The organism is Streptomyces sp. NPDC050759, from assembly GCF_044456945.1.
GTDB lineage: Bacteria > Actinomycetota > Actinomycetes > Streptomycetales > Streptomycetaceae > Streptomyces.
Genome location: NZ_JBITGI010000012.1, coordinates 1 through 18,028 on the forward strand (window position 1 = coordinate 1; position 18,028 = coordinate 18,028).

The window sequence follows — 18,028 nt, forward strand, 5'->3', positions numbered from 1 at the left end:
CCCCACCGAAGTGGTTCATCGTTCGACTTGCATGTGTTAAGCACGCCGCCAGCGTTCGTCCTGAGCCAGGATCAAACTCTCCGTGAATGTTTACCGGTAATCCGGTCGACACACACGAGAGCGGAGCGACCACCGGAATAAGGCGGTCGCTCACAGCGTCCTCGCTGTGTTTTCTTCAAAGGAACCTCGCCCCAGCCGATCGGCCGGAGACGGGGTATCAACATATCTGGCGTTGATTTTTGGCACGCTGTTGAGTTCTCAAGGAACGGACGCTTCCTTTGTACTCACCCTCTCGGGCTTTCCTCCGGGCTTTTCCCTTCGGTCTTGCGTTTCCGACTCTATCAGATCCTTTCGGACCTGATTCCCTGTCGGCGGGGCCTTTCGACATTCACTACGTTAGCCGATTCCCTCGGCAACTCATAATCGAGTCCGCGGGTTCGAATTCCAGCGTGCGAGCACACCGAAATTACCCCCGCTGAGGGGATGTCGTAGGTAGTGGTTTGGCCGCTCTCGGCTGCTGGCGATCGCCGTAACCGGTTCAAGCGGCTCGTGCCACGTTACGCATCTTCCAAGAGCGAGTCAACTTGAGCGGCGCCTCGGCACATGGGCCCGATAGGGGCTCACCGTCGGGTCGTTGGCGATCCAGAACCGCCAGGGGTGCACGCCCCCGTCGCCGGCCACTCCGGTCCGCGGACTGTTGAGTACCTGGTCGGAGGCGACCGGGGTGCCGGTGAGCACCCTCAGAGGGGTCTCACCCGAAGCGCACGCGTCCGTGCCGTCCAGGGCCCGGTCCACGCCCAGGGCCGTGGCCAGGCGGGCCGGTCCTTTGGCCAGTTCCTTGTCATTTCGGGCCGAGAGTCGACGTTTGCGGGCCAGATCCGCACCTTCGACGACCTCGCCGGCGCGGAGCAGGACGGCGCTCGCCCGGCCCTCCGGTCCGCAGACCAGGTTCATGCAGAACCACATGCCGTAAGTGAAGTAGACGTACACATGCCCAGGCGGACCGAACATCACGCCATTGCGGGCCGTGCGGCCGCGGTAGGCGTGGGAGCCCGGGTCGTTCGGACCGTCGTAGGCCTCGACCTCCGTGAGGCGCACGGTGATCGGACCGTCCGGGGTCGTGCGGACGAGGATGCGGCCGAGGAGGTCGGGGGCGACGTCCAGTACGGGGCGGTCGAAGAACTCTCGTGGCAGTGGCGTACGGTCCGGGGGCGTGATCATGGCGTACGAGCGTAGTCCAGACGGGTGTGTGCCAAGGGTGGTCAAGGGTCCGTCCGCTTGCCAGGGTGAAGGCGCGGAACCGACTGCGGCCGGATCGCGTTTGTAGGGATCAGGAATCCGCGCGTTCTTAAGAGGAGAGACATGGCGTTCAAGAAGCTGCTCGCGAGCCTGGGGGCAGGCGGGGCTTCGGTGGAGACGGTGCTGACCGAGGTCAACGTCGTCCCCGGTGGTGTCGTCCAGGGCGAGGTGCGGATCCAGGGTGGGTCCGTCGACCAGGAGATCGAGGGGCTGTCGGTCGGGCTCCAGGCCAAGGTCGAGGTCGAGAGCGGCGACCAGGAGTACAAGCAGGACATCGAGTTCACCAAGGTCTCGCTCGGCGGTGCCTTCACGCTTCAGGCCAACGCGGTGCACGCGGTGCCGTTCGGTCTGGAGATCCCCTGGGAGACGCCGATCACGGTGATCGACGGCCAGTCGCTGCGCGGCATGAACGTCGGTGTGACCACGGAGCTGGCGATCGCGCGTGCCGTGGACTCCGGTGACCTGGACCCGGTCAGCGTGCACCCGCTGCCCGCGCAGAAGGCGATCCTGGACGCGTTCGTCCAGCTGGGCTTCCGTTTCAAGAACGCGGACCTGGAGCGCGGCCACATCCGTGGGACGCGGCAGCAGCTGCCCTTCTACCAGGAGATCGAGTTCTTCCCGCCGCAGCAGTACCGCGGGCTCAACCAGGTCGAGCTGAGCTTCGTCGCGGACGGCAACGCGATGGACGTCGTGCTGGAGATGGACAAGAAGCCGGGGCTGTTCAGCGAGGGCAGTGACACCTTCCGGTCCTTCCAGGTGGGTCTGCACGACTTCCAGAGCACCGACTGGGCCGCCTACCTCAACCAGTGGCTGTCCGAGGTCGGCAGCAAGCGCAACTGGTTCTAGGCTCGGAACCACTGACTCCAGTACTCGATCAGGAGGTGCCGAGGTGACCGAGCTCAAGCGGCGGCCGCTCCCCCACGACTTCCATCCGCCCGTGCCGTCGTTCACGGTGACGAGTGAGGACGTGCAGGAGGGCGGCACGCTCAAGGACGCTCACGTCTACGCGGCCGGCAACACCTCTCCGCATCTGCGCTGGGAGGGCTTCCCGCCGGAGACAAAGAGTTTCGCCGTGACCTGCTATGACCCCGACGCGCCCACGGGCAGCGGGTTCTGGCACTGGGTCGTGTTCGACATCCCGGCCTCGGTGACCGAGTTGCCGGCGGGTGCGGGCAGCGGCAAGTTCGAGGGGCTGCCGGACGGTGCCGTACAGGCGCGGAACGACTACGGGTCGAAGGACTTCGGTGGGGCCGCTCCGCCGGCCGGGGACGGACCGCACCGGTACGTCTTCACCGTGTACGCCGTGGACCAGGAGAAGCTCGGGCCCGATTCCGATGCCTCTCCCGCTGTTGTGGGCTTCAACCTGCGATTCCACGCGATCGCGCGTGCTCAGCTGATCAGTGAGTACGAGGTGCCCGCCGAAGACTGACGTTCATTGAGCGTTTGCCCGCCTCTGGTCTTGGAATTGATCAGAGGCGGGCACTTTTTATTGCGTTGTCCATCTCGGTGTGCCCGGCCAGAGTTGATCCAAGCCCAAGCCCGCCAGGGGGTGGGACGGTGCACATGGGAGGTGGGCTGACATGCGGGACACGCTGGTACTGAACGCGAGCTTCGAGCCGCTGTCGACGGTGACGTTGAACCGAGCCGTCGTTCTGGTGCTGCAGGACAAGGCCGTCGTCGAGCAGTCCCACCCCGAACTGCGCATGCGTGGAGCCGCGGTCGACATACCGGCGCCCCGGGTGATCAGGCTGTGCAGGTATGTACGGGTGCCGTTCCGAAGACAAGCACCCTGGTCCCGGCGGGGTGTTCTGGTGCGTGACCGGCACAGGTGCGCGTACTGCGGGCGGCGGGCGACGACCGTGGACCACGTGGTGCCGCGGTCCCAGGGTGGTCAGGACACTTGGCTGAACACGGTGGCCTCCTGCGCGGAGGACAACCACCGCAAGGCGAACCGGACTCCGGCGGAGGCGGGGATGCCGTTGCTGCGGCAGCCGTTCGAGCCGACTCCGGCGGACGCGATGCTGTTGTCCTTGGGCCACGAGGACTTCTCTGCGCTGCCTGATTGGCTGGCTGGAGAGGCCGCCTAGTCGTCTGCCGAGATGGGTTGAGTTGCGGCTGCGGGTTCGTTGTGGCTGGTCGCGCCCCGCGGCGGAGCCGCATGTCGATACAGCCCCGCGCCCCTGAGCACGTCGGGGCCCGCCTCCTTGAGGAAGCGGGCCCCATTGTCGTACGAGATCCCCGTCAGTCGATCTTCGGGGTCTCCCGGCGCTCCGAGCCGCCGTTGCCTCCGCTCGAACCGCCGCCGAAGTTGCCGAAGTTGCCCATGGCTCCGGACAGGCCCTTGAGGGCGTCGCCGATTTCGCTGGGGACGATCCAGAGCTTGTTGGCGTCGCCCTCGGCGATCTTGGGGAGCATCTGGAGGTACTGGTACGACAGGAGCTTCTGGTCGGGGTCTCCGGCGTGGATCGCTTCGAAGACCGTGCGGACCGCCTGGGCCTCGCCCTCGGCGCGCAGGGCCGCGGCCTTGGCCTCACCCTCGGCGCGCAGGATCTGGGACTGCTTCTCACCTTCGGCGGTGAGGATGGCGGCCTGTCGCGTACCTTCGGCGGTGAGGATCGCGGCGCGCTTGTCACGGTCGGCGCGCATCTGCTTCTCCATCGAGTCCTGGATGGAGGTCGGGGGCTCGATGGCCTTCAGTTCCACGCGGTTGACGCGGATGCCCCACTTGCCGGTGGCCTCGTCGAGGACGCCGCGCAGGGCCGCGTTGATCTCCTCGCGGGAGGTCAGGGTGCGCTCCAGGTCCATGCCACCGATGATGTTGCGGAGCGTGGTGACGGTGAGCTGTTCGATGGCCTGGATGTAGCTGGCGACCTCGTAGGTCGCGGCCCGGGCGTCGGTCACCTGGTAGTAGATGACCGTGTCGATGTTGACGACCAGGTTGTCCTGGGTGATCACCGGCTGCGGCGGGAAGGGCACGACCTGTTCGCGCAGGTCGATGCGGTTGCGGATGGTGTCTATGAACGGGACGACGATGTTGAGGCCCGCGTTGAGTGTCCGCGTGTAGCGGCCGAACCGCTCCACGATCGCGGCACTCGCCTGCGGGATGACCTGGATCGTCTTGATGAGGGCGATGAAGACCAACACCACCAGGATGATCAAGACGATGATGACCGGTTCCATCGTGCTCCCCGTGCCCTTCTCTGCCTCGGCGTTCTCGGAAGATCTTATGGTTGTTGAAGATCTTGCTGGTCGAGTCTGACAGACCGTCGTGCAACTCGTGGTGCGTTCGGTTCAGTTGCATCCTGCGAGGTCACATGACGATCGCCGTGGCTCCCTCGATGTCGACGACATCCACTTCCTGGCCCGCTTCGTAGGCCCGGCCGGTGTCGAGAGAGCGGGCCGACCAGACCTCGCCGGCGAGCTTGATCCGGCCGCCCGCGTGGTCGACGCGTTCCAGGACGACGGCCTGTTTCCCCTTCAACGCGTCGACGCCCGTGACGAGTTGGGGTCGCTGAGAGCGGTGCCGGGTCGCGATGGGCCGTACGACGGCGATGAGGGCCACCGAGACGACGGCGAAGACGAGTACCTGGACGACGATGTCACCGCCGAGTCCGGCCGCGATCGCGGCGGCCATGGCGCCCGCCGCCAGCATGCCGAACTCCGGCATCGCGGTCACCACGAGCGGGATTCCGAGCGCAGCCGCGCCGACGAGCCACCACACCCAGGCATCGATGTCGTTCACATGGGTCATGGTAGGTCCGGGGGGCCGCCGCGGACAGGGCGCGATGGAGCGGGAAGGGGCTTCTTACCCGTGTTTTTGCGGGGACTTCACGTGATCACGACAGAGGCAGGCCCTGCGCGGTCCAGCGTTCGCCGACCTGCTCGACGACGAGGGGGAGGCCGAAGCAGAGGGAAAGGTTGCGGGAGGTGAGTTCGAGCTCCAGGGGACCCGCGGCGAGTACCTTGCCCTGGCGGATCATGAGGACGTGGGTGAAACCGGGGGCGATCTCCTCGACGTGGTGGGTGACCATGAGCATCGAGGGGGCGATCGGGTCGCGGGCGAGTCGGCCGAGGCGGCGGACCAGGTCCTCGCGGCCGCCGAGGTCGAGGCCGGCGGCGGGCTCGTCGAGGAGGAGGAGCTCGGGGTCGGTCATCAGGGCGCGGGCGATGAGAGTGCGCTTGCGCTCGCCCTCGGAGAGGGTGCCGAACTTCCGGTCCAGGTAGTCGGTCATGCCGAGGCGGTCGAGGAAGGCGCGGGCGCGCTGCTCGTCGATGTCCTCGTACTCCTCCTGCCAGCCCGCGGTCATGCCGTACGCCGCCGTCAGCACGGTCTCCAGGACGGTCTGGCGCTTGGGGAGCTTGTCGGCCATGGCGATGCCGGCCATGCCGATGCGGGGGCGCAGTTCGAAGACGTCGGTGCCGGGCTTGCCGAGGGTCTCGCCGAGGATGGTGGCGGTGCCCTTGCTGGGGTAGAGGTAGCTGGAGGCGAGGTTCAGGAGCGTGGTCTTGCCGGCGCCGTTGGGGCCGAGGATGACCCAGCGCTCGCCCTCCTTGACCGACCAGGAGACCTGGTCCACCAGAGCCCGGTCCTCACGGACCACGGATACGTCCTGAAGCTCCAGAACATCGCTCATGAGCGCGTTGTCTCCCCTTGCAGTGTGACCGGTGTCGGCGTCTCGGCTGTCGCGTGCGCGTTTTTGGGCGCAGCCCTCGAAGAAATCTACGCCACCGGTCGGCCGCTCCCATCCATCGGTCCGGTCCTTAGGCTGGGGGCATGCTCTCGGAACCGCGCTCTGGACGCCTTGCCGCTTGGGGAAACGGCCTTTTGGCCGGACTTGTCTCGCCGGACGACGCCGTGCTGGCGATCGTCGGTGACGATGCTGTGCACCGGGTCGAAGGGCTGCCGGGTGAGACGGCGGCCGTCGGTCTGACGCTGGCGCTGGGGCGGCTGCGGTCGCTCGGCGTGACGGGACTGCGGGTCGCGCTGCCCGCGCCCGGGCATCCGCTGGGGCTGAGCGGGCCGCCGGAGTTCAACACGCGGGCGTTGGAGGCCGAGGAGGCGGTGGTCTGTCACGGCGCCGCGCTGGGGCTGGTGCCGGAGGTGTACGAGGCCGGGCCGTCGGGTGATGTGCATGTCGAGGTGGTGTGGCATGTGCTGCCGGTGCGGGAGGCTCCGCCGGCGGATGTCCCTTCGCTGGGCGAGGCCGAGCGGGAGCTCGCGGAGGCGCTCCGGGAGGCGACCGAGGTGTTGTCGGGGCTGGACCTGGCCGGCTCGGGGCCGGTGGCGGAGGCGGCGATCGAGGCGTACCGGGCCCGGGCCGAACGGGGGCGGGAGGTTCTGGCGCCCGGGTATCCGCCTCGGGCGGTACGGGTGTTGGAGCTTGCTCAGCGGGTGGGGTTGTTGGTCTCGCTGGCCTATGAGAACGGCCACGGGGGTGCGGTCAGCTCCGCCGAGATGCGGGCTCGGGGGGAGGCGTTGCGGCCGGTGGAACGGACGGGGCGGCGGGCGCAGGTGGCTGCGTACAACGCGTATGTGGAGGAGTTGGAGCGCGGGGTGCGGTGAGCTGCGCCTGAGGATGTGCCTCGCTGTGCCGTCGTGCGGGTGCGGGTGCGTCGTGGCTGGTCGCGCCCACGCGGCGGAGCCGCATATCGATACAGCCCCGCGCCCCTAAAAGCAGGTGGGTGCAGTCGCGCGAGCCCAGCTGCACCCACCTAGGGGCGCGGGGAACTGCGCGACCAGCCCCCACCGGCCCGCAGGCAACACCAAGGGCCCCACAAGTCAACGTCGACTCGTGAGGCCCCCCGGTTCAGACCCGACGTCAGTCGTTCGCACCCGCGTTGCCGAAGGCCGGGTTCAGCAGGGCGATGAAGTTGGCGGTGTTGCCGACCACGTTCACCGGGACGTGCACCGGGACCTGGACGAGGTTGCCCGAGACGGCGCCCGGCGACTTCACGGCCGCGCCGTCGGCACCCGCGTCGGCGACAGCGGCACCGGCAGCGGCACCCGTGGCGATACCGGTGACGGTCAGGGCCACGGCAGCCTTCTTGGCGATGTTCATGAGAAGTGTTCCTCCTGCGTTTGCGAGTCCGACCCGGCCGCGGGTCGTGCGCTGATCAACGCGGAGGAGAGAAGGGACGGTGCGGAGACACGAGCAGGAGTGCCCGTTCGGATCATTCGCACGACAAACGGACCGGCCTCCCGGGTGCGGGGCGCACCCGGGAGGCCGAAGTCACTGCCCGCTCGGGGGACGTCAGTGGTTGACGCCGAGGTTGCCGAAGGCGGGGTTCAGCGCGCCGATGACGTTCACGCTGTTGCCGACCGCGTTCACCGGGACGTGCACCGGGGCCTGGACGAGGTTGCCCGAGACGACGCCGGGCGAGCCCACGGCCTTGCCGTCGGCGTGCGCCCCGTTGGTGGCGGAGGCCATACCGGCACCGGCTGCGACCAGTCCGCCGGCCACCATCGTCACGGCCGCTACCTTCTTCAGGTTCTTCACTTCTAAGCCCTCCCTAGCGATTGCTGCGGCAGTCGCCGCAGCACGCACTGGAGAACGGCGGAGATCCACGAAGGATGCGCCATTCGGGGGACATTCCCACGACGGTATGAATCTCAGTCCGGAGCGGAACCCTCCGTGTTGCCATGTATCGCGTGGATCAACCGGCCATACCGTGACGAACCGCCCACAATGCCGCCTGTGTCCGGTCCGCCAGGTCGAGTTTCATCAGGATGTTCGAGACGTGTGTCTTGACGGTCTTCTCGGAGAGGACCAACGCTCGGGCGATCTCCCGGTTGGAGCGGCCGTCCGCGATCAGGCCGAGCACCTCGCGCTCCCGCTCTGTGAGCGAACCGCCTCTGCCCTGGCCGGAGTTGTTCTCCTCCTGGGCCAACAGGGCGCCCGCGACCTCGGGTTGGAGCAGGATGTGGCCGGCGTGAACGGAGCGGATGGCTCCGGCGAGGGCGTCGGGGTCGACGTCCTTGTAGACGTATCCGGCGGCGCCCGCGCGCAGGGCCGGGACCACGGTGCGCTGTTCGGTGAAGCTGGTGACGATCAGCACGCGCGCGGGGTTGTTCCGTTCGCGGAGCTTGCGCAGGGCGTCGATGCCGTCCATGCCCGGCATCTTGACGTCCATGAGGACGATGTCGGGCTTGAGTTCCTCCGCGCGCTCGACGCCCTCGGCGCCGTCGGCCGCCTCGCCCACGACCTCTATGTCGTCCTGCACTTCGAGGAAGGTGCGCAGGCCCCGGCGGACGACCTGGTGGTCGTCGACGAGCAGGACCTTGATCGGGTCAGCCACCGGGTACCTCCATCTCGATCGTGGTGCCCTTGCCGGGCGCCGACTCCACGGTCAGCTTGCCGCCGACCCCGCTGGTGCGGTCCCGCATGGAGACCAGACCCAGGTGGCGTCCGGCGCGGCGTACGGACTGCGGGTCGAAGCCGCTGCCGTCGTCCGTCACGCGCAGGACGGCTCCGCCTCCGCGCCGGTCCACGGTCACGTCGACGTGGGCTGCGCCCGAGTGCCGCAGCGCGTTGTGCAGGGCCTCCTGGGCCACGCGGAGCATGGCCTCCTCCTGGGCCGCGGGCAGCGCGCGGAAGCTGCGGGCGGCGAAGGTCACGCGGGCGGTGTGGGCGCGGTCCAGGACCTGGACGTGGGTGCGGAGAGTGGCCGTCAGGCCGTCCTCGTCCAAGGCAGCGGGGCGCAACTCGACCACGGCGGCGCGCAGTTCGTCGCTGGCCTCGGCGGCGAGCGTGGCCACCTGCTGCATCTCGTCCTTGGCGCGGGTGGGGTCGCGGTCGACGAGGGCAGCGGCGGCCTGAGCGGTCAGGCGCAGGGAGAAGAGCTTCTGGCTGACCGCGTCGTGCAGTTCGTGGGCGAGGCGGGAGCGCTCCTCGGCGATGGTGAGCTCCCGGCTGCGTTCGTACAGGCGGGCGTTGGTGAGGGCGATCGCCGCGTGCTGGGCGAGGATCCCCAGGAGTTCCTCGTCCTCCTCGGTGAAGCCGCAGCTGCCTTCCTGCCTGGGACAGTTCTTGTTGGCGAGGAAGAGGGCACCGATGACCTCGTCGCCGTCGCGGATCGGCAGGCCGAGGAAGTCGACCATATCGGGGTGGGCGGACGGCCAGCCCTCGAAGCGGGGGTCCTTGCGGACGTCGGCGAGGCGCTCGGGGGTGGCCTCGTGCAGCATCGCGGCGAGGATGCCGTGCTGGCGCGGGAGGGGGCCGATGGCCTTCCACTGGGCGTCGCTGACACCGTCGACCACGAACTGGGCGAAGCCGCCGTGGTCGTCGGGGACGCCGAGGGCGGCGTACTGCGCGTCGAGCAGCTCGCGGGCGGAGGCGACGATCGTCTTGAGGACGTCGCGCACCTCGAGGTGTCTGCTCATGGCCAGCAGCGCGGAGCTCACCGCGGCGAGGCCGGACCGGGGGCCTTGACTCATGCCCTCAGAGTACGGGCGGGGTGTGACAGCGCGGATCGGACCTGTGACGGCCTCCGACTAGGGCGAGCGACCTAGGGCGAAGGGCCTCGCCGCTTTGCGCCCGGCGTCCGAGGCGGCCGGGACGGCCCCGTTCCTACGTTGGGAGCACGCCGATCAGGAGGCGCGAAGGACGAGGGGACGTGTGTCATGCCGGTAGCGATCATCACGGGGGCCTCGAAGGGGCTGGGACGGGCACTCGCCGAGGCCCTGGCCGCGCGGGGCTGGGACCTGGTGCTCGACGCGAGGACGGCGGAGGTCCTGAAGGAGACGGCGGCCGCGCTCGCCGGGCACGGCACCCGGGTGACGGCTCTGCCCGGGGACGTCACGGATCCGGCGCACCGCTCGGAGCTGGTGGCGGCGGCCTGGAAGCTCGGTGGCGTGGATCTGCTGGTGAACAACGCGAGCGCGCTGGGCGCCGAGCCGCTGGCCCGGCTCGAGGGGCTGTCCCTGGACGGGCTGCGCCGCGCGCTGGAGGTGAACGTGGTGGCCGCGCTGGGGTTGGTCCAGGAGGCGCTGCCGCTGTTGCGGGCGTCGGAGTCCGGCACGGTGATCACGGTGAGTTCGGACGCCGCCGCCGAGGCGTACGAGACGTGGGGCGGCTACGGGGCGTCGAAGGCCGCCCTGGACCACCTCGCGGCCGTGCTGGGCGAGGAGGAGCCGTGGTTGCGAGTGTGGGCCGTCGATCCCGGGGACATGGCGACGGACCTGTACGCGGCGGCCGTACCGGACGACAAGGATCCGCGGCCGGAGCCGGCGAGCGTGGTGCCGGCCTTTCTGCGGTTGCTGGACGAGCGGCCGGCGAGTGGCCGGTACGGGGCACTCTCGCTGCTGGAGGGGCGATGACACTCGCGACGGGGGTCCCCCCGCTTGAGCCCGTTCGAAAGTGGGGGAGGGTACCGGAGGAGCTGTCGGCACGGTTGCCCGCCGAGCAGCGCGGGCCGGGGCTCGACCGGGACGCCGTACGGCTGCTGGTGTCGCGGGGTACGACGGTGTCGCACCACTCGTTCGGGGAGCTTCCTAGGCTGCTGCGGGCCGGGGACCTGCTCGTCGTGAACACCTCCCCCACGCTGGCCGCGGCCGTCGACGGGCGGATCGGGCACGCGCGTGTGGTGGTGCACTTCTCCACGCGCGGGGACGACGGCCGGTGGGCGGTCGAGCTGCGGGATCCCGACGGGAGGGGCACCACGCGTGCGCGTGCGGGCGGGCCCGCGGGGACGGAGGTGCGGCTGCCCGGGGGCGGACGGCTGATCCTGGAGGAGGCGGTGAGCGAGCGTCTGTGGTGGGCGCGCGTGGGCGGCGGGGAGGTTCCCGGGCTGCTGCGGGAGCACGGGCGGCCCATTCGTTACTCCTATACGGAGCGCGACCAGCCGTTGTCCGTCTACCAGACGGTGTTCGCGCTGCCGTCGCCCGACGGGTCGGGCAGTGCGGAGATGCCCAGTGCGGCACGGCCCTTCACCGCGCGGCTGGTGGCGGAGCTGGTGAGCCGGGGCGTGCAGTTCGCGCCGGTCACGCTGCACACGGGGGTGGCCTCGGCGGAGGCGCACGAGCCGCCGTATCCGGAGCGGTTCTCGGTGCCGGAGGCCTCCGCGCGGCTGATCAGCGCGGTGCGGGCCGGGGACGGCAGGGTGATTGCCGTCGGAACGACCGCTGTGCGAGCCGTGGAGTCGGCCGCCGGGGCCGACGGGGTCGTACGCGCGCGTGAGGGATGGACGGATCTCGTCGTGACCCCGGAGCGCGGGGTGCGGGTGGTGGACGGGCTGCTGACCGGGCTGCACGAGCCGGAGGCCTCGCATCTGCTGATGCTGGAGGCGGTCGCGGGGCGGGCGGCGATCGACCGCGGCTACGAGGAGGCGCTGCGCCGGCGCTATCTGTGGCACGAGTTCGGGGACGTGCATCTCCTCCTGCCGCAGGAGGGTTCTCACGCAGAGCATTGCTCAAGCAACTGTCGGTGAGACCACCGTGCGGGCCATGTGAGCCCGCACATAGGGCGCAGATCACGTACGAAGCGACATAGGAGACAAAGACTTCCCACGTGAACGGGAAAGACCTTCCAGTCTGTCCGTTTTTGTCCTCCCCCGGTCCACTATCCGGGGTCGTACGTCACACCTTTGCCCGGGCGTTTTGCGCCAGCTAAGAATGGCCAACGTCGCTCAGCGCCGCGGTTCCGACCGCGGCGTTTGTGCCGGAAGCACCCGTGTCCTCCAGGACAGCGAGCGACCTCCCGCGCCATTCGAAGAGGTCCATCCCGCATGCCCAAGAACCCTTTCACCCGTGGTCATCGTCGCGAGCTGAGCAAGCGCCACAAGATCGCCGTCGCCGGCGTCGCCACGCTCGGTGCCGCCGCCGTCGTGTTCAGCGCGGTTCCGGGCAACGCGGAGACCACCACGTCCGAGGCCGCCGTCTCCTCGGCCCCGGTGAAGTACTCCTCCGAGCAGCTCAAGATCCGCCAGGCCGACGTCAGCGAGCAGCTCGCCGCCAAGGCCCTGCAGAGCAAGGCCGCCGCCGAGGCGAAGGCGGCGAAGGCGCACGCCGCGGCGAAGGCCAAGGCCAAGGCAGCTGCCGCCGCGAAGAAGAAGGCCGCGCACGCCGCCGCCGCCAAGAAGGCCGCGCAGGCGCGCAAGGCCAAGGCCGCGAGCCGGGCCGCGCATCGCGCCAAGCTCAGGGCCGCCGTGCACAAGAGCTACGCCAACAACCTTGACGGCTGGATCAAGGAGTCCCTGGACATCATGAAGGCCAAGGGCATCCCGGGCTCCTACAACGGCCTGCACCGCAACATCATCCGGGAGTCCTCGGGCAACCCGAACGCGATCAACAACTGGGACATCAACGCCATCAACGGCATCCCGTCGAAGGGGCTGCTCCAGGTCATCCCGCCGACGTTCCGGGCGTACCACGTCCCGGGCACGTCCTGGAACATCTACGACCCGGTCGCCAACATCACCGCCGCCGCGAACTACGCGGCCGACAGGTACGGCTCGATGGACAACGTGAACAGCGCGTACTGAGGCCGCGCGGGCCTCTCCTACGCACAAGGGCGGCACCCTGTCGGGGTGCCGCCCTTGACCGTCGTACGACAGTGATCACTTGCGCATGACCTCGGGCTCGTGGCGGCGCAGGAAGCGGGCCACGAAGAAGCCGCAGACCACGCCGATGGCGATGAGGGCGATCATGTCGAGGCCCCAGACGCCGACGGTGTGGTCCCACAGCGGGTCGGTCGAGTCACCCGGCTTGACGGGCGGGTTGACCTTGTTGAAGTCCAGGGTGGCACCCGCGGCGGCGACCGCCCAGCGGGACGGCATGAGGTACGAGAGCTCGTTGACGCCGATCGTGCCGTGCAGGGTGAACAGACAGCCGGTGAAGACGACCTGGATGATCGCGAACATGACCAGCAGCGGCATGGTCTTCTCCGACGTCTTCACGAGCGCGGAGATGATCAGGCCGAACATCATCGAGGTGAACCCGAGGCCCATGATCGGCAGACACAGCTCCGCGAGGGTGGCGCTGCCGAGGACCAGGCCCTCCTTCGGGAGGCCACGGCTGGCGAAGCCGATGACGCCGACCAGCAGTCCTTGCAGGATGGTGATCACGCCGAGCACGAACACCTTGGACATCAGGTACGCCGAGCGGGACAGGCCGGTGGCGCGCTCCCGTTCGTAGATGACCCGTTCCTTGATCAGTTCACGGACGGAGTTGGCGGCGCCGGCGAAGCAGGCGCCGACCGCCAGGATCAGCAGGACGGTGGTGGCCGTGCTGTTGGGTTCGGGAAGTTTGGTCCTGGGGTCGATCGGCTTGGGCAACAGCGGGTCGCCGAAGTCGATGAGCAGGCTCACCGCGCCGAGGACGAGCGGCAGGATCACCGTCAGGGCCAGGAAGCCCTTGTCGGACGCTATGACCGAGACATAGCGGCGCACGAGTGTCCCGAACTGGCCCATCCAGCCCTGTGGCTTCGGCGGCTTCATGCCCTGCATCGGAGGCGTCTGTACGGACTGCGGCGCAACGGCGTCTATGTCCGCGGCGTACATCTGGTAGTGCTGCGAGCCCTTCCAGCGTCCGGCCCAGTCGTAGTCGCGGTAGTTCTCGAAGGCGGAGAAGACGTCGGCCCAGGTGTCGTAGCCGAAGAAGTTCAGTGCCTCCTCCGGCGGGCCGAAGTAGGCGACCGCGCCGCCCGGGGCCATCACCAGGAGCTTGTCGCACAGCGCGAGTTCGGCGACGGAGTGGGTGACGACGAGGACCGTACGGCCGTCGTCGGCGAGGCCGCGCAGCAATTGCATGACATCGCGGTCCATGCCCGGGTCGAGACCGGAGGTCGGCTCGTCCAGGAAGATCAGGGACGGCTTGGTGAGCAGCTCCAGGGCCACGGAGACGCGCTTGCGCTGGCCGCCGGAGAGGGAGGTGACCTTCTTCTCCTTGTGGACGTCGAGCTTCAGCTCGCGCAGCACCTCGTCTATGCGCGCCTCGCGCTCGGCGCCGGTGGTGTCGGCCGGGAAGCGGAGTTTGGCCGCGTACTTGAGGGCCTTCCTGACGGTCAGCTCCTTGTGCAGGATGTCGTCCTGCGGGACCAGACCGATGCGCTGGCGCAGCTCGGCGAACTGCTTGTAGAGGTTGCGGTTGTCGTAGAGGACGTCGCCCTGGTTGGCGGGCCGGTAGCCGGTGAGTGCCTTGAGCAGCGTCGACTTGCCGGAACCTGACGGTCCGATGACCGCGATCAGGGACTTCTCCGGGACGCCGAAGGAGACGTCCTTGAGGATCTGCTTGCCGCCGTCGACGGTGACGGTCAGGTGGCGGGCGGAGAACGTCACCTCACCGGTGTCGACGAACTCCTCGAGGCGGTCGCCGACGATCCGGAACGTGGAGTGGCCGACGCCGACGATGTCGCTCGGGCCGAGCATCGTCGAGCCGCCCTTGGGGATCGGCTGGCCGTTGACGTACGTACCGTTGTGAGAGCCGAGGTCGCGGATCTCCATGCGGCCGTCGGGCGTCGAGTGGAACTCGGCGTGATGGCGGGAGACCTGCAGGTCGGAGACGACCAGGTCGTTCTCCAGGGCACGGCCGATGCGCATGATGCGGCCGATGGTGAACTGGTGGAACGTGGTCGGGCTGCGGTCGCCGTAGACCGGCGGCGCGCCCGCGCCCGCGCCGGGGCCGGGGCCCTGCTGCTGCGGGATCTTGTGCGGCTGGTGCGAGTACGGCTGCGGCTGCTGCTGGGGCTGTGGCTGTGGCCAGCCGGACTGCGAGGCCTGCTGCGGGTGCTGGTGCGGTGTCTGCTGTGGTGCCTGCTGTGGCGTCTGCTGTGGCGTCTGCTGGGCCCAGCCGGGGTTCGCGCTCTGCGCGACGTACGGCTGCTGCCGGGGCTGGGGCTCGGCGACCGGGGCCGCGGTGCCGGACAGGCTCAGCAGCGGGCCGTCGCTCGCGTTGCCGAGGTGGACCGCCGCGCCCGGGCCGATCTCCGTCTGGTGGATCCGCTGGCCCTGCACGAACGTGCCGTTGGTGCTGCTGTGGTCCTCGATGACCCAACCGCGCCCGCTCCAGCTGATCGTGGCGTGACGCCAGGACACCCTGGCGTCGTCGAACACGATGTCCCCCTGCGGATCGCGTCCAAGGCTGTACGGCCTGGACGGATCGAGCGTCCAGGTACGTCCGTTCGCTTCCAGTACGAGTTCCGGCACTCCAAGCCCCACTGAGTAGTCCCCCGACTTGCCCCCGTCACAGGGAGTGTAGGGATGTCGAACATCGTCGGGAACTATTTCAGGATCCCCCTCCTGACCGAAAGTTGAGCCCCGAGAACACCACGTTCGCGCGCTTCGGCCGGTTCCGTTGACGGGGTTGAAACCGACCCGGAGAGTGGGTAATCCACGCGAGGGGGACAAGCGCGGTCTTGTCCGCGCCGCGGATCGGGGGGTCTGCCATGAGTGCGTCCATGAGCGCCGAGACGACGAAGCACGGCGTGAGGCTGCCGTGGGGTGACATCCTGCTGTCCGCCATAGCCGCCGTGAGCTGGGCGTTGATCGGGATGGCGGGTGCGGCCGCGCTCGGTCTGCATCTGCTGGAGGCCGATTCCGCGGCCTCGCTGGGGCCGATGACCGCAGCGGTTGTGGCCCTTGCGGCGGGTGGTTCGGTGACACCCTCCGGTGACGTGTCCGCGTTCGGGCTGACGGGGGCGGAGGCGGCCACCGCCATCGAGATCACGCCATTGGGCGTCAGCCTGGTCGGCGCGGTGCTTTTGTCCTGGTTCTTCCTGCGGTCCCTGCGGGGCGCCGGAGCGGTGATCGCGCCCTCGGAACTCCTCGCGCGCGCGGGCTCGGTGGTCGCGCTGTTCACGGCGATGATGGGCGGGCTGGCCTGGGCGGGGCACGACGTCATCACGATCGACGGGGGCGCGCTGGGGCTCGACAAGCTGCCCGGCGCGGGCGGGAGCGGCGGCCTCGACATCCCCGGCCTTGGGGACGTCGGGGACATCGGCGGGCTGCTGCCGGACCAGATCGGCGACCTCATCGACGCGAAGGCCGCGGTCGGCTTCACGGTGGACACCGCGCCGACGCTGCTCGGCGGGCTCGGCTGGTCGGCCGGGATCCTGCTGGTCGCCCTGCTGGCGTCCCGCCGTACGCCGCTGCCGCGCGGCTGGGAGGCCGTGCACCGCGTGGTACGGCCGGCCGTGTCCGCCCTCGTGACGGTACTGCTGGTCGCGGTGGCCGCGGGGCTCTCGGCGGCGGCGTACGCGGCGATCGGCGACGACCACCCCAAGCGGATCGCGGGAGCGGCGCTGCTCGGGGCACCGAACGGGGTGTGGCTGGGCATCCCCATCGGCCTGTTCGTCCCCTTCGACGGCCGGGCGACCGGGGTGCTGACGAATTTCCTCCCGGACCCCCTGGACCGGCTCCTCGACTCCGACTCCGACCAGTCGGTGTCCCTGGCGCGCCTGGCGGAGCTGGACGGGCGGGTGTGGCTGCTGGGGGTGGCGGCGGCACTGATGATGCTGCTGGCGGGGGTGCTCACCGCTGTGCGGACGCCGGTGGGCGTTCGGGGGGCCGGGGTGGGTCCGGTGACGGGGGCGGTCGGTGGTGGGGATGCCGGGCGGGGGTGGGGCTCCGGGCCTGCGGGGACGGCGGCGGTCGGGGGCGGCGCTGCTGGCCCGAGTGCGGTGGGTGGGGCGGGTGCCGGGCGGGGGTGGGGCTCCGGGCCTGCGGGGACGGGCTCTGAGGTCGTACGGGATCCGGGGGCCCTTGGTTTCGCGTGGAGGTGTGCGGTGCGGCTGGGGATCGTCACCGCGTTGGCGCTGCCGTTGCTCGCCTGGCTGACGGAGGTGTCGGTGGACGCCTCGCTGTCGGTGCTGGGGTTCGACGCGTTCGGCGCCGGCGTCCGGCTGCGGGGGCAGCTCGGCATGGCGCTGCTGCTCGGGGCGCTGTGGGGCGCGGGAGCGGGCGCCGCGGGGGCGTTGCTGGCCCGGGCGACGGGGGCGGCGGGGTCCCGGGCGGCGGGGCCGGCACTGGGTGACTTGGCAGGGGGCGCTGCGGGGGCAGGGGCTGTGGGCGCGCAGGCGGCTGCGGATGCGGGGGCGCAGGCGGCTGGGCCTTCCGGGGGTTCGCGGCATCGCGGTGCGGGTGGGGCGTATCAGCGGACGGACGGGCCGTATGGGAGTGGGGGTGGGGGTGGGCCGGGCGGGAGTGAGGCCGGGGCGGGTGGGAGCGGGGGTCCGCCTTATGGGAGCGAGACCGCGCCTCGCGGCAGCGGGGGTCCGCCTTACGGAAGTGACACCGGACCGTATGGGAGCAGAAGCGCGCCTTACGGAAGCGAGACCGCGCCTCGCGGCAGCGGGGGTGCGCCTTATGGGAGTGAGCCCGGGCCGTATGGGAGTGGGGGTGCGGCCCTTGGCAGTGAGCCCGGGTCGCGTCGCGGTGGGAGTGGGGGCAGGGAGTACGAGGGGGGCGGGTCCGGGGCGTACGACAGCGCGTCGAGGTCGTACGAGGGCGGGGTGGGGTCGTCGTACGACGACGGTGGGTCCGAGGCGTATGAGGGCAAGCCGGGGTCGTATGGCGGAGGGGCGGAACGGTACGGCGGTGCGGCGGGGTCCCACGACGATGCGGCGGGGCCTCATGGCCGGGAGCCGGGACCCCACGGCCGAGAGCCGGGTCCCTACGACAGTGGACCGGGACCCTACAACGGTGGACCAGGGCCCTACGAGGGTGGACCGGGACCCTACAACGGTGAGCCAGGGTCCTACGGCGATGGCCCAGGGCCCTACGGTAGCGAGCCAGGGCC

General features: G+C 69.7%; 16 protein-coding genes, 1 rRNA gene and 1 pseudogene. 8 read left to right on the top strand and 10 right to left on the bottom strand.

The genetic code is table 11. The annotated features are described in order from the left end of the window. Together ACIBJB_RS30520 and ACIBJB_RS30525 are read right to left on the bottom strand one after the other, a co-directional pair. Positions 1–87 (bottom strand): 16S ribosomal RNA (locus ACIBJB_RS30520); the annotation flags it as partial. 492 nt (positions 88–579) lie between these two features. Further along, complete coding sequence (locus tag ACIBJB_RS30525; RefSeq protein ID WP_398935186.1) at positions 580–1,221, bottom strand: DNA-3-methyladenine glycosylase; 642 nt, start codon at positions 1,219–1,221, stop codon at positions 580–582. Between the two features lie 141 nt (positions 1,222–1,362). On the opposite strand from ACIBJB_RS30525, the gene ACIBJB_RS30530 reads away from it, so the two are divergent. The 3 genes from ACIBJB_RS30530 (at position 1,363) to ACIBJB_RS30540 (ending at position 3,386) form a co-directional block, all read left to right on the top strand. After that, complete coding sequence (locus ACIBJB_RS30530; protein ID WP_398935188.1) at positions 1,363–2,145, top strand: sporulation protein; 783 nt, start codon at positions 1,363–1,365, stop codon at positions 2,143–2,145. A 43-nt stretch (positions 2,146–2,188) separates the two neighbouring features. Next, a complete protein-coding gene (locus ACIBJB_RS30535; protein WP_398935190.1) occupies positions 2,189–2,728 on the top strand; it encodes a YbhB/YbcL family Raf kinase inhibitor-like protein in 540 nt (179 codons plus the stop codon). A gap of 151 nt (positions 2,729–2,879) precedes the next feature. Beyond that, positions 2,880–3,386, top strand: a complete 507-nt coding sequence (locus tag ACIBJB_RS30540; RefSeq protein WP_398935191.1) for an HNH endonuclease — start codon at positions 2,880–2,882, stop codon at positions 3,384–3,386. A gap of 154 nt (positions 3,387–3,540) precedes the next feature. Here ACIBJB_RS30540 and ACIBJB_RS30545 read toward each other — a convergent pair whose 3' ends face one another. The 3 genes from ACIBJB_RS30545 to ACIBJB_RS30555 form a co-directional block, all read right to left on the bottom strand. Beyond that, complete coding sequence (locus ACIBJB_RS30545; protein WP_057618170.1) at positions 3,541–4,479, bottom strand: SPFH domain-containing protein; 939 nt, start codon at positions 4,477–4,479, stop codon at positions 3,541–3,543. A 130-nt stretch (positions 4,480–4,609) separates the two neighbouring features. Then, on the bottom strand, positions 4,610–5,041 hold the full coding sequence (locus ACIBJB_RS30550) for an NfeD family protein (protein WP_398935193.1): 432 nt from the start codon (positions 5,039–5,041) through the stop codon (positions 4,610–4,612). A 94-nt stretch (positions 5,042–5,135) separates the two neighbouring features. Continuing rightward, positions 5,136–5,933, bottom strand: coding sequence for an ABC transporter ATP-binding protein (locus ACIBJB_RS30555; RefSeq protein ID WP_057618172.1), 798 nt, complete (start codon positions 5,931–5,933; stop codon positions 5,136–5,138). Between the two features lie 140 nt (positions 5,934–6,073). Between ACIBJB_RS30555 and ACIBJB_RS30560 the strand changes: the two genes are divergently transcribed. Then, complete coding sequence (locus ACIBJB_RS30560) at positions 6,074–6,862, top strand: hypothetical protein (protein WP_398935195.1); 789 nt, start codon at positions 6,074–6,076, stop codon at positions 6,860–6,862. A gap of 256 nt (positions 6,863–7,118) precedes the next feature. On the opposite strand, the gene ACIBJB_RS30565 is transcribed toward ACIBJB_RS30560, so the two are convergent. The 4 genes from ACIBJB_RS30565 to ACIBJB_RS30580 form a co-directional block, all read right to left on the bottom strand. Beyond that, on the bottom strand, positions 7,119–7,358 hold the full coding sequence (locus ACIBJB_RS30565; RefSeq protein WP_398935197.1) for a chaplin family protein: 240 nt from the start codon (positions 7,356–7,358) through the stop codon (positions 7,119–7,121). 192 nt (positions 7,359–7,550) lie between these two features. Then, positions 7,551–7,796 (bottom strand): chaplin ChpE, encoded by a 246-nt coding sequence (chpE, locus tag ACIBJB_RS30570; RefSeq protein WP_398935199.1) that lies wholly within the window; start codon positions 7,794–7,796, stop codon positions 7,551–7,553. 157 nt (positions 7,797–7,953) lie between these two features. Beyond that, positions 7,954–8,595: a response regulator gene (locus ACIBJB_RS30575; RefSeq protein WP_398935201.1), complete on the bottom strand. Its 642-nt coding sequence runs from the start codon at positions 8,593–8,595 to the stop codon at positions 7,954–7,956. Next, positions 8,588–9,733: a GAF domain-containing sensor histidine kinase gene (locus tag ACIBJB_RS30580; protein WP_398935203.1), complete on the bottom strand. Its 1,146-nt coding sequence runs from the start codon at positions 9,731–9,733 to the stop codon at positions 8,588–8,590. The genes ACIBJB_RS30575 and ACIBJB_RS30580 overlap by 8 nt, the downstream gene beginning before the upstream one ends. Before the next feature lie 186 nt (positions 9,734–9,919). Here ACIBJB_RS30580 and ACIBJB_RS30585 point away from each other — a divergent pair, with 186 nt between their 5' ends. The 3 genes from ACIBJB_RS30585 (at position 9,920) to ACIBJB_RS30595 (ending at position 12,777) form a co-directional block, all read left to right on the top strand. Next, the gene (locus ACIBJB_RS30585) at positions 9,920–10,615 is read left to right on the top strand and encodes an SDR family NAD(P)-dependent oxidoreductase (protein WP_398935205.1); all 696 of its coding nucleotides are present in this window, start codon (positions 9,920–9,922) and stop codon (positions 10,613–10,615) included. After that, on the top strand, positions 10,612–11,724 hold the full coding sequence (locus ACIBJB_RS30590; protein ID WP_398935206.1) for an S-adenosylmethionine:tRNA ribosyltransferase-isomerase: 1,113 nt from the start codon (positions 10,612–10,614) through the stop codon (positions 11,722–11,724). The genes ACIBJB_RS30585 and ACIBJB_RS30590 overlap by 4 nt, the downstream gene beginning before the upstream one ends. A gap of 297 nt (positions 11,725–12,021) precedes the next feature. Further along, positions 12,022–12,777: a transglycosylase SLT domain-containing protein gene (locus tag ACIBJB_RS30595; protein ID WP_398935209.1), complete on the top strand. Its 756-nt coding sequence runs from the start codon at positions 12,022–12,024 to the stop codon at positions 12,775–12,777. A 75-nt stretch (positions 12,778–12,852) separates the two neighbouring features. On the opposite strand, the gene ACIBJB_RS30600 is transcribed toward ACIBJB_RS30595, so the two are convergent. Further along, the gene (locus ACIBJB_RS30600) at positions 12,853–15,438 is read right to left on the bottom strand and encodes an FHA domain-containing protein (protein WP_398935211.1); all 2,586 of its coding nucleotides are present in this window, start codon (positions 15,436–15,438) and stop codon (positions 12,853–12,855) included. 239 nt (positions 15,439–15,677) lie between these two features. On the opposite strand from ACIBJB_RS30600, the pseudogene ACIBJB_RS30605 reads away from it, so the two are divergent. Beyond that, a pseudogene (locus ACIBJB_RS30605) lies at positions 15,678–17,255 on the top strand (streptophobe family protein); the annotation flags it as partial. Positions 17,256–18,028: the final 773 nt, after the last annotated feature.

Coding starts and splice junctions, on each gene's coding strand:
- ACIBJB_RS30590 (WP_398935206.1), top strand. CDS start 10,612: ATGACACTCGCGACGGGGGTCCCCCCGCTTGAGCCCGTTCGAAAGTGG.
- ACIBJB_RS30560 (WP_398935195.1), top strand. CDS start 6,074: ATGCTCTCGGAACCGCGCTCTGGACGCCTTGCCGCTTGGGGAAACGGC.
- ACIBJB_RS30580 (WP_398935203.1), bottom strand. CDS start 9,733: ATGAGTCAAGGCCCCCGGTCCGGCCTCGCCGCGGTGAGCTCCGCGCTG.
- ACIBJB_RS30585 (WP_398935205.1), top strand. CDS start 9,920: ATGCCGGTAGCGATCATCACGGGGGCCTCGAAGGGGCTGGGACGGGCA.
- ACIBJB_RS30530 (WP_398935188.1), top strand. CDS start 1,363: ATGGCGTTCAAGAAGCTGCTCGCGAGCCTGGGGGCAGGCGGGGCTTCG.
- ACIBJB_RS30545 (WP_057618170.1), bottom strand. CDS start 4,479: ATGGAACCGGTCATCATCGTCTTGATCATCCTGGTGGTGTTGGTCTTC.
- ACIBJB_RS30555 (WP_057618172.1), bottom strand. CDS start 5,933: ATGAGCGATGTTCTGGAGCTTCAGGACGTATCCGTGGTCCGTGAGGAC.
- ACIBJB_RS30540 (WP_398935191.1), top strand. CDS start 2,880: ATGCGGGACACGCTGGTACTGAACGCGAGCTTCGAGCCGCTGTCGACG.
- ACIBJB_RS30565 (WP_398935197.1), bottom strand. CDS start 7,358: ATGAACATCGCCAAGAAGGCTGCCGTGGCCCTGACCGTCACCGGTATC.
- ACIBJB_RS30525 (WP_398935186.1), bottom strand. CDS start 1,221: ATGATCACGCCCCCGGACCGTACGCCACTGCCACGAGAGTTCTTCGAC.
- ACIBJB_RS30595 (WP_398935209.1), top strand. CDS start 12,022: ATGCCCAAGAACCCTTTCACCCGTGGTCATCGTCGCGAGCTGAGCAAG.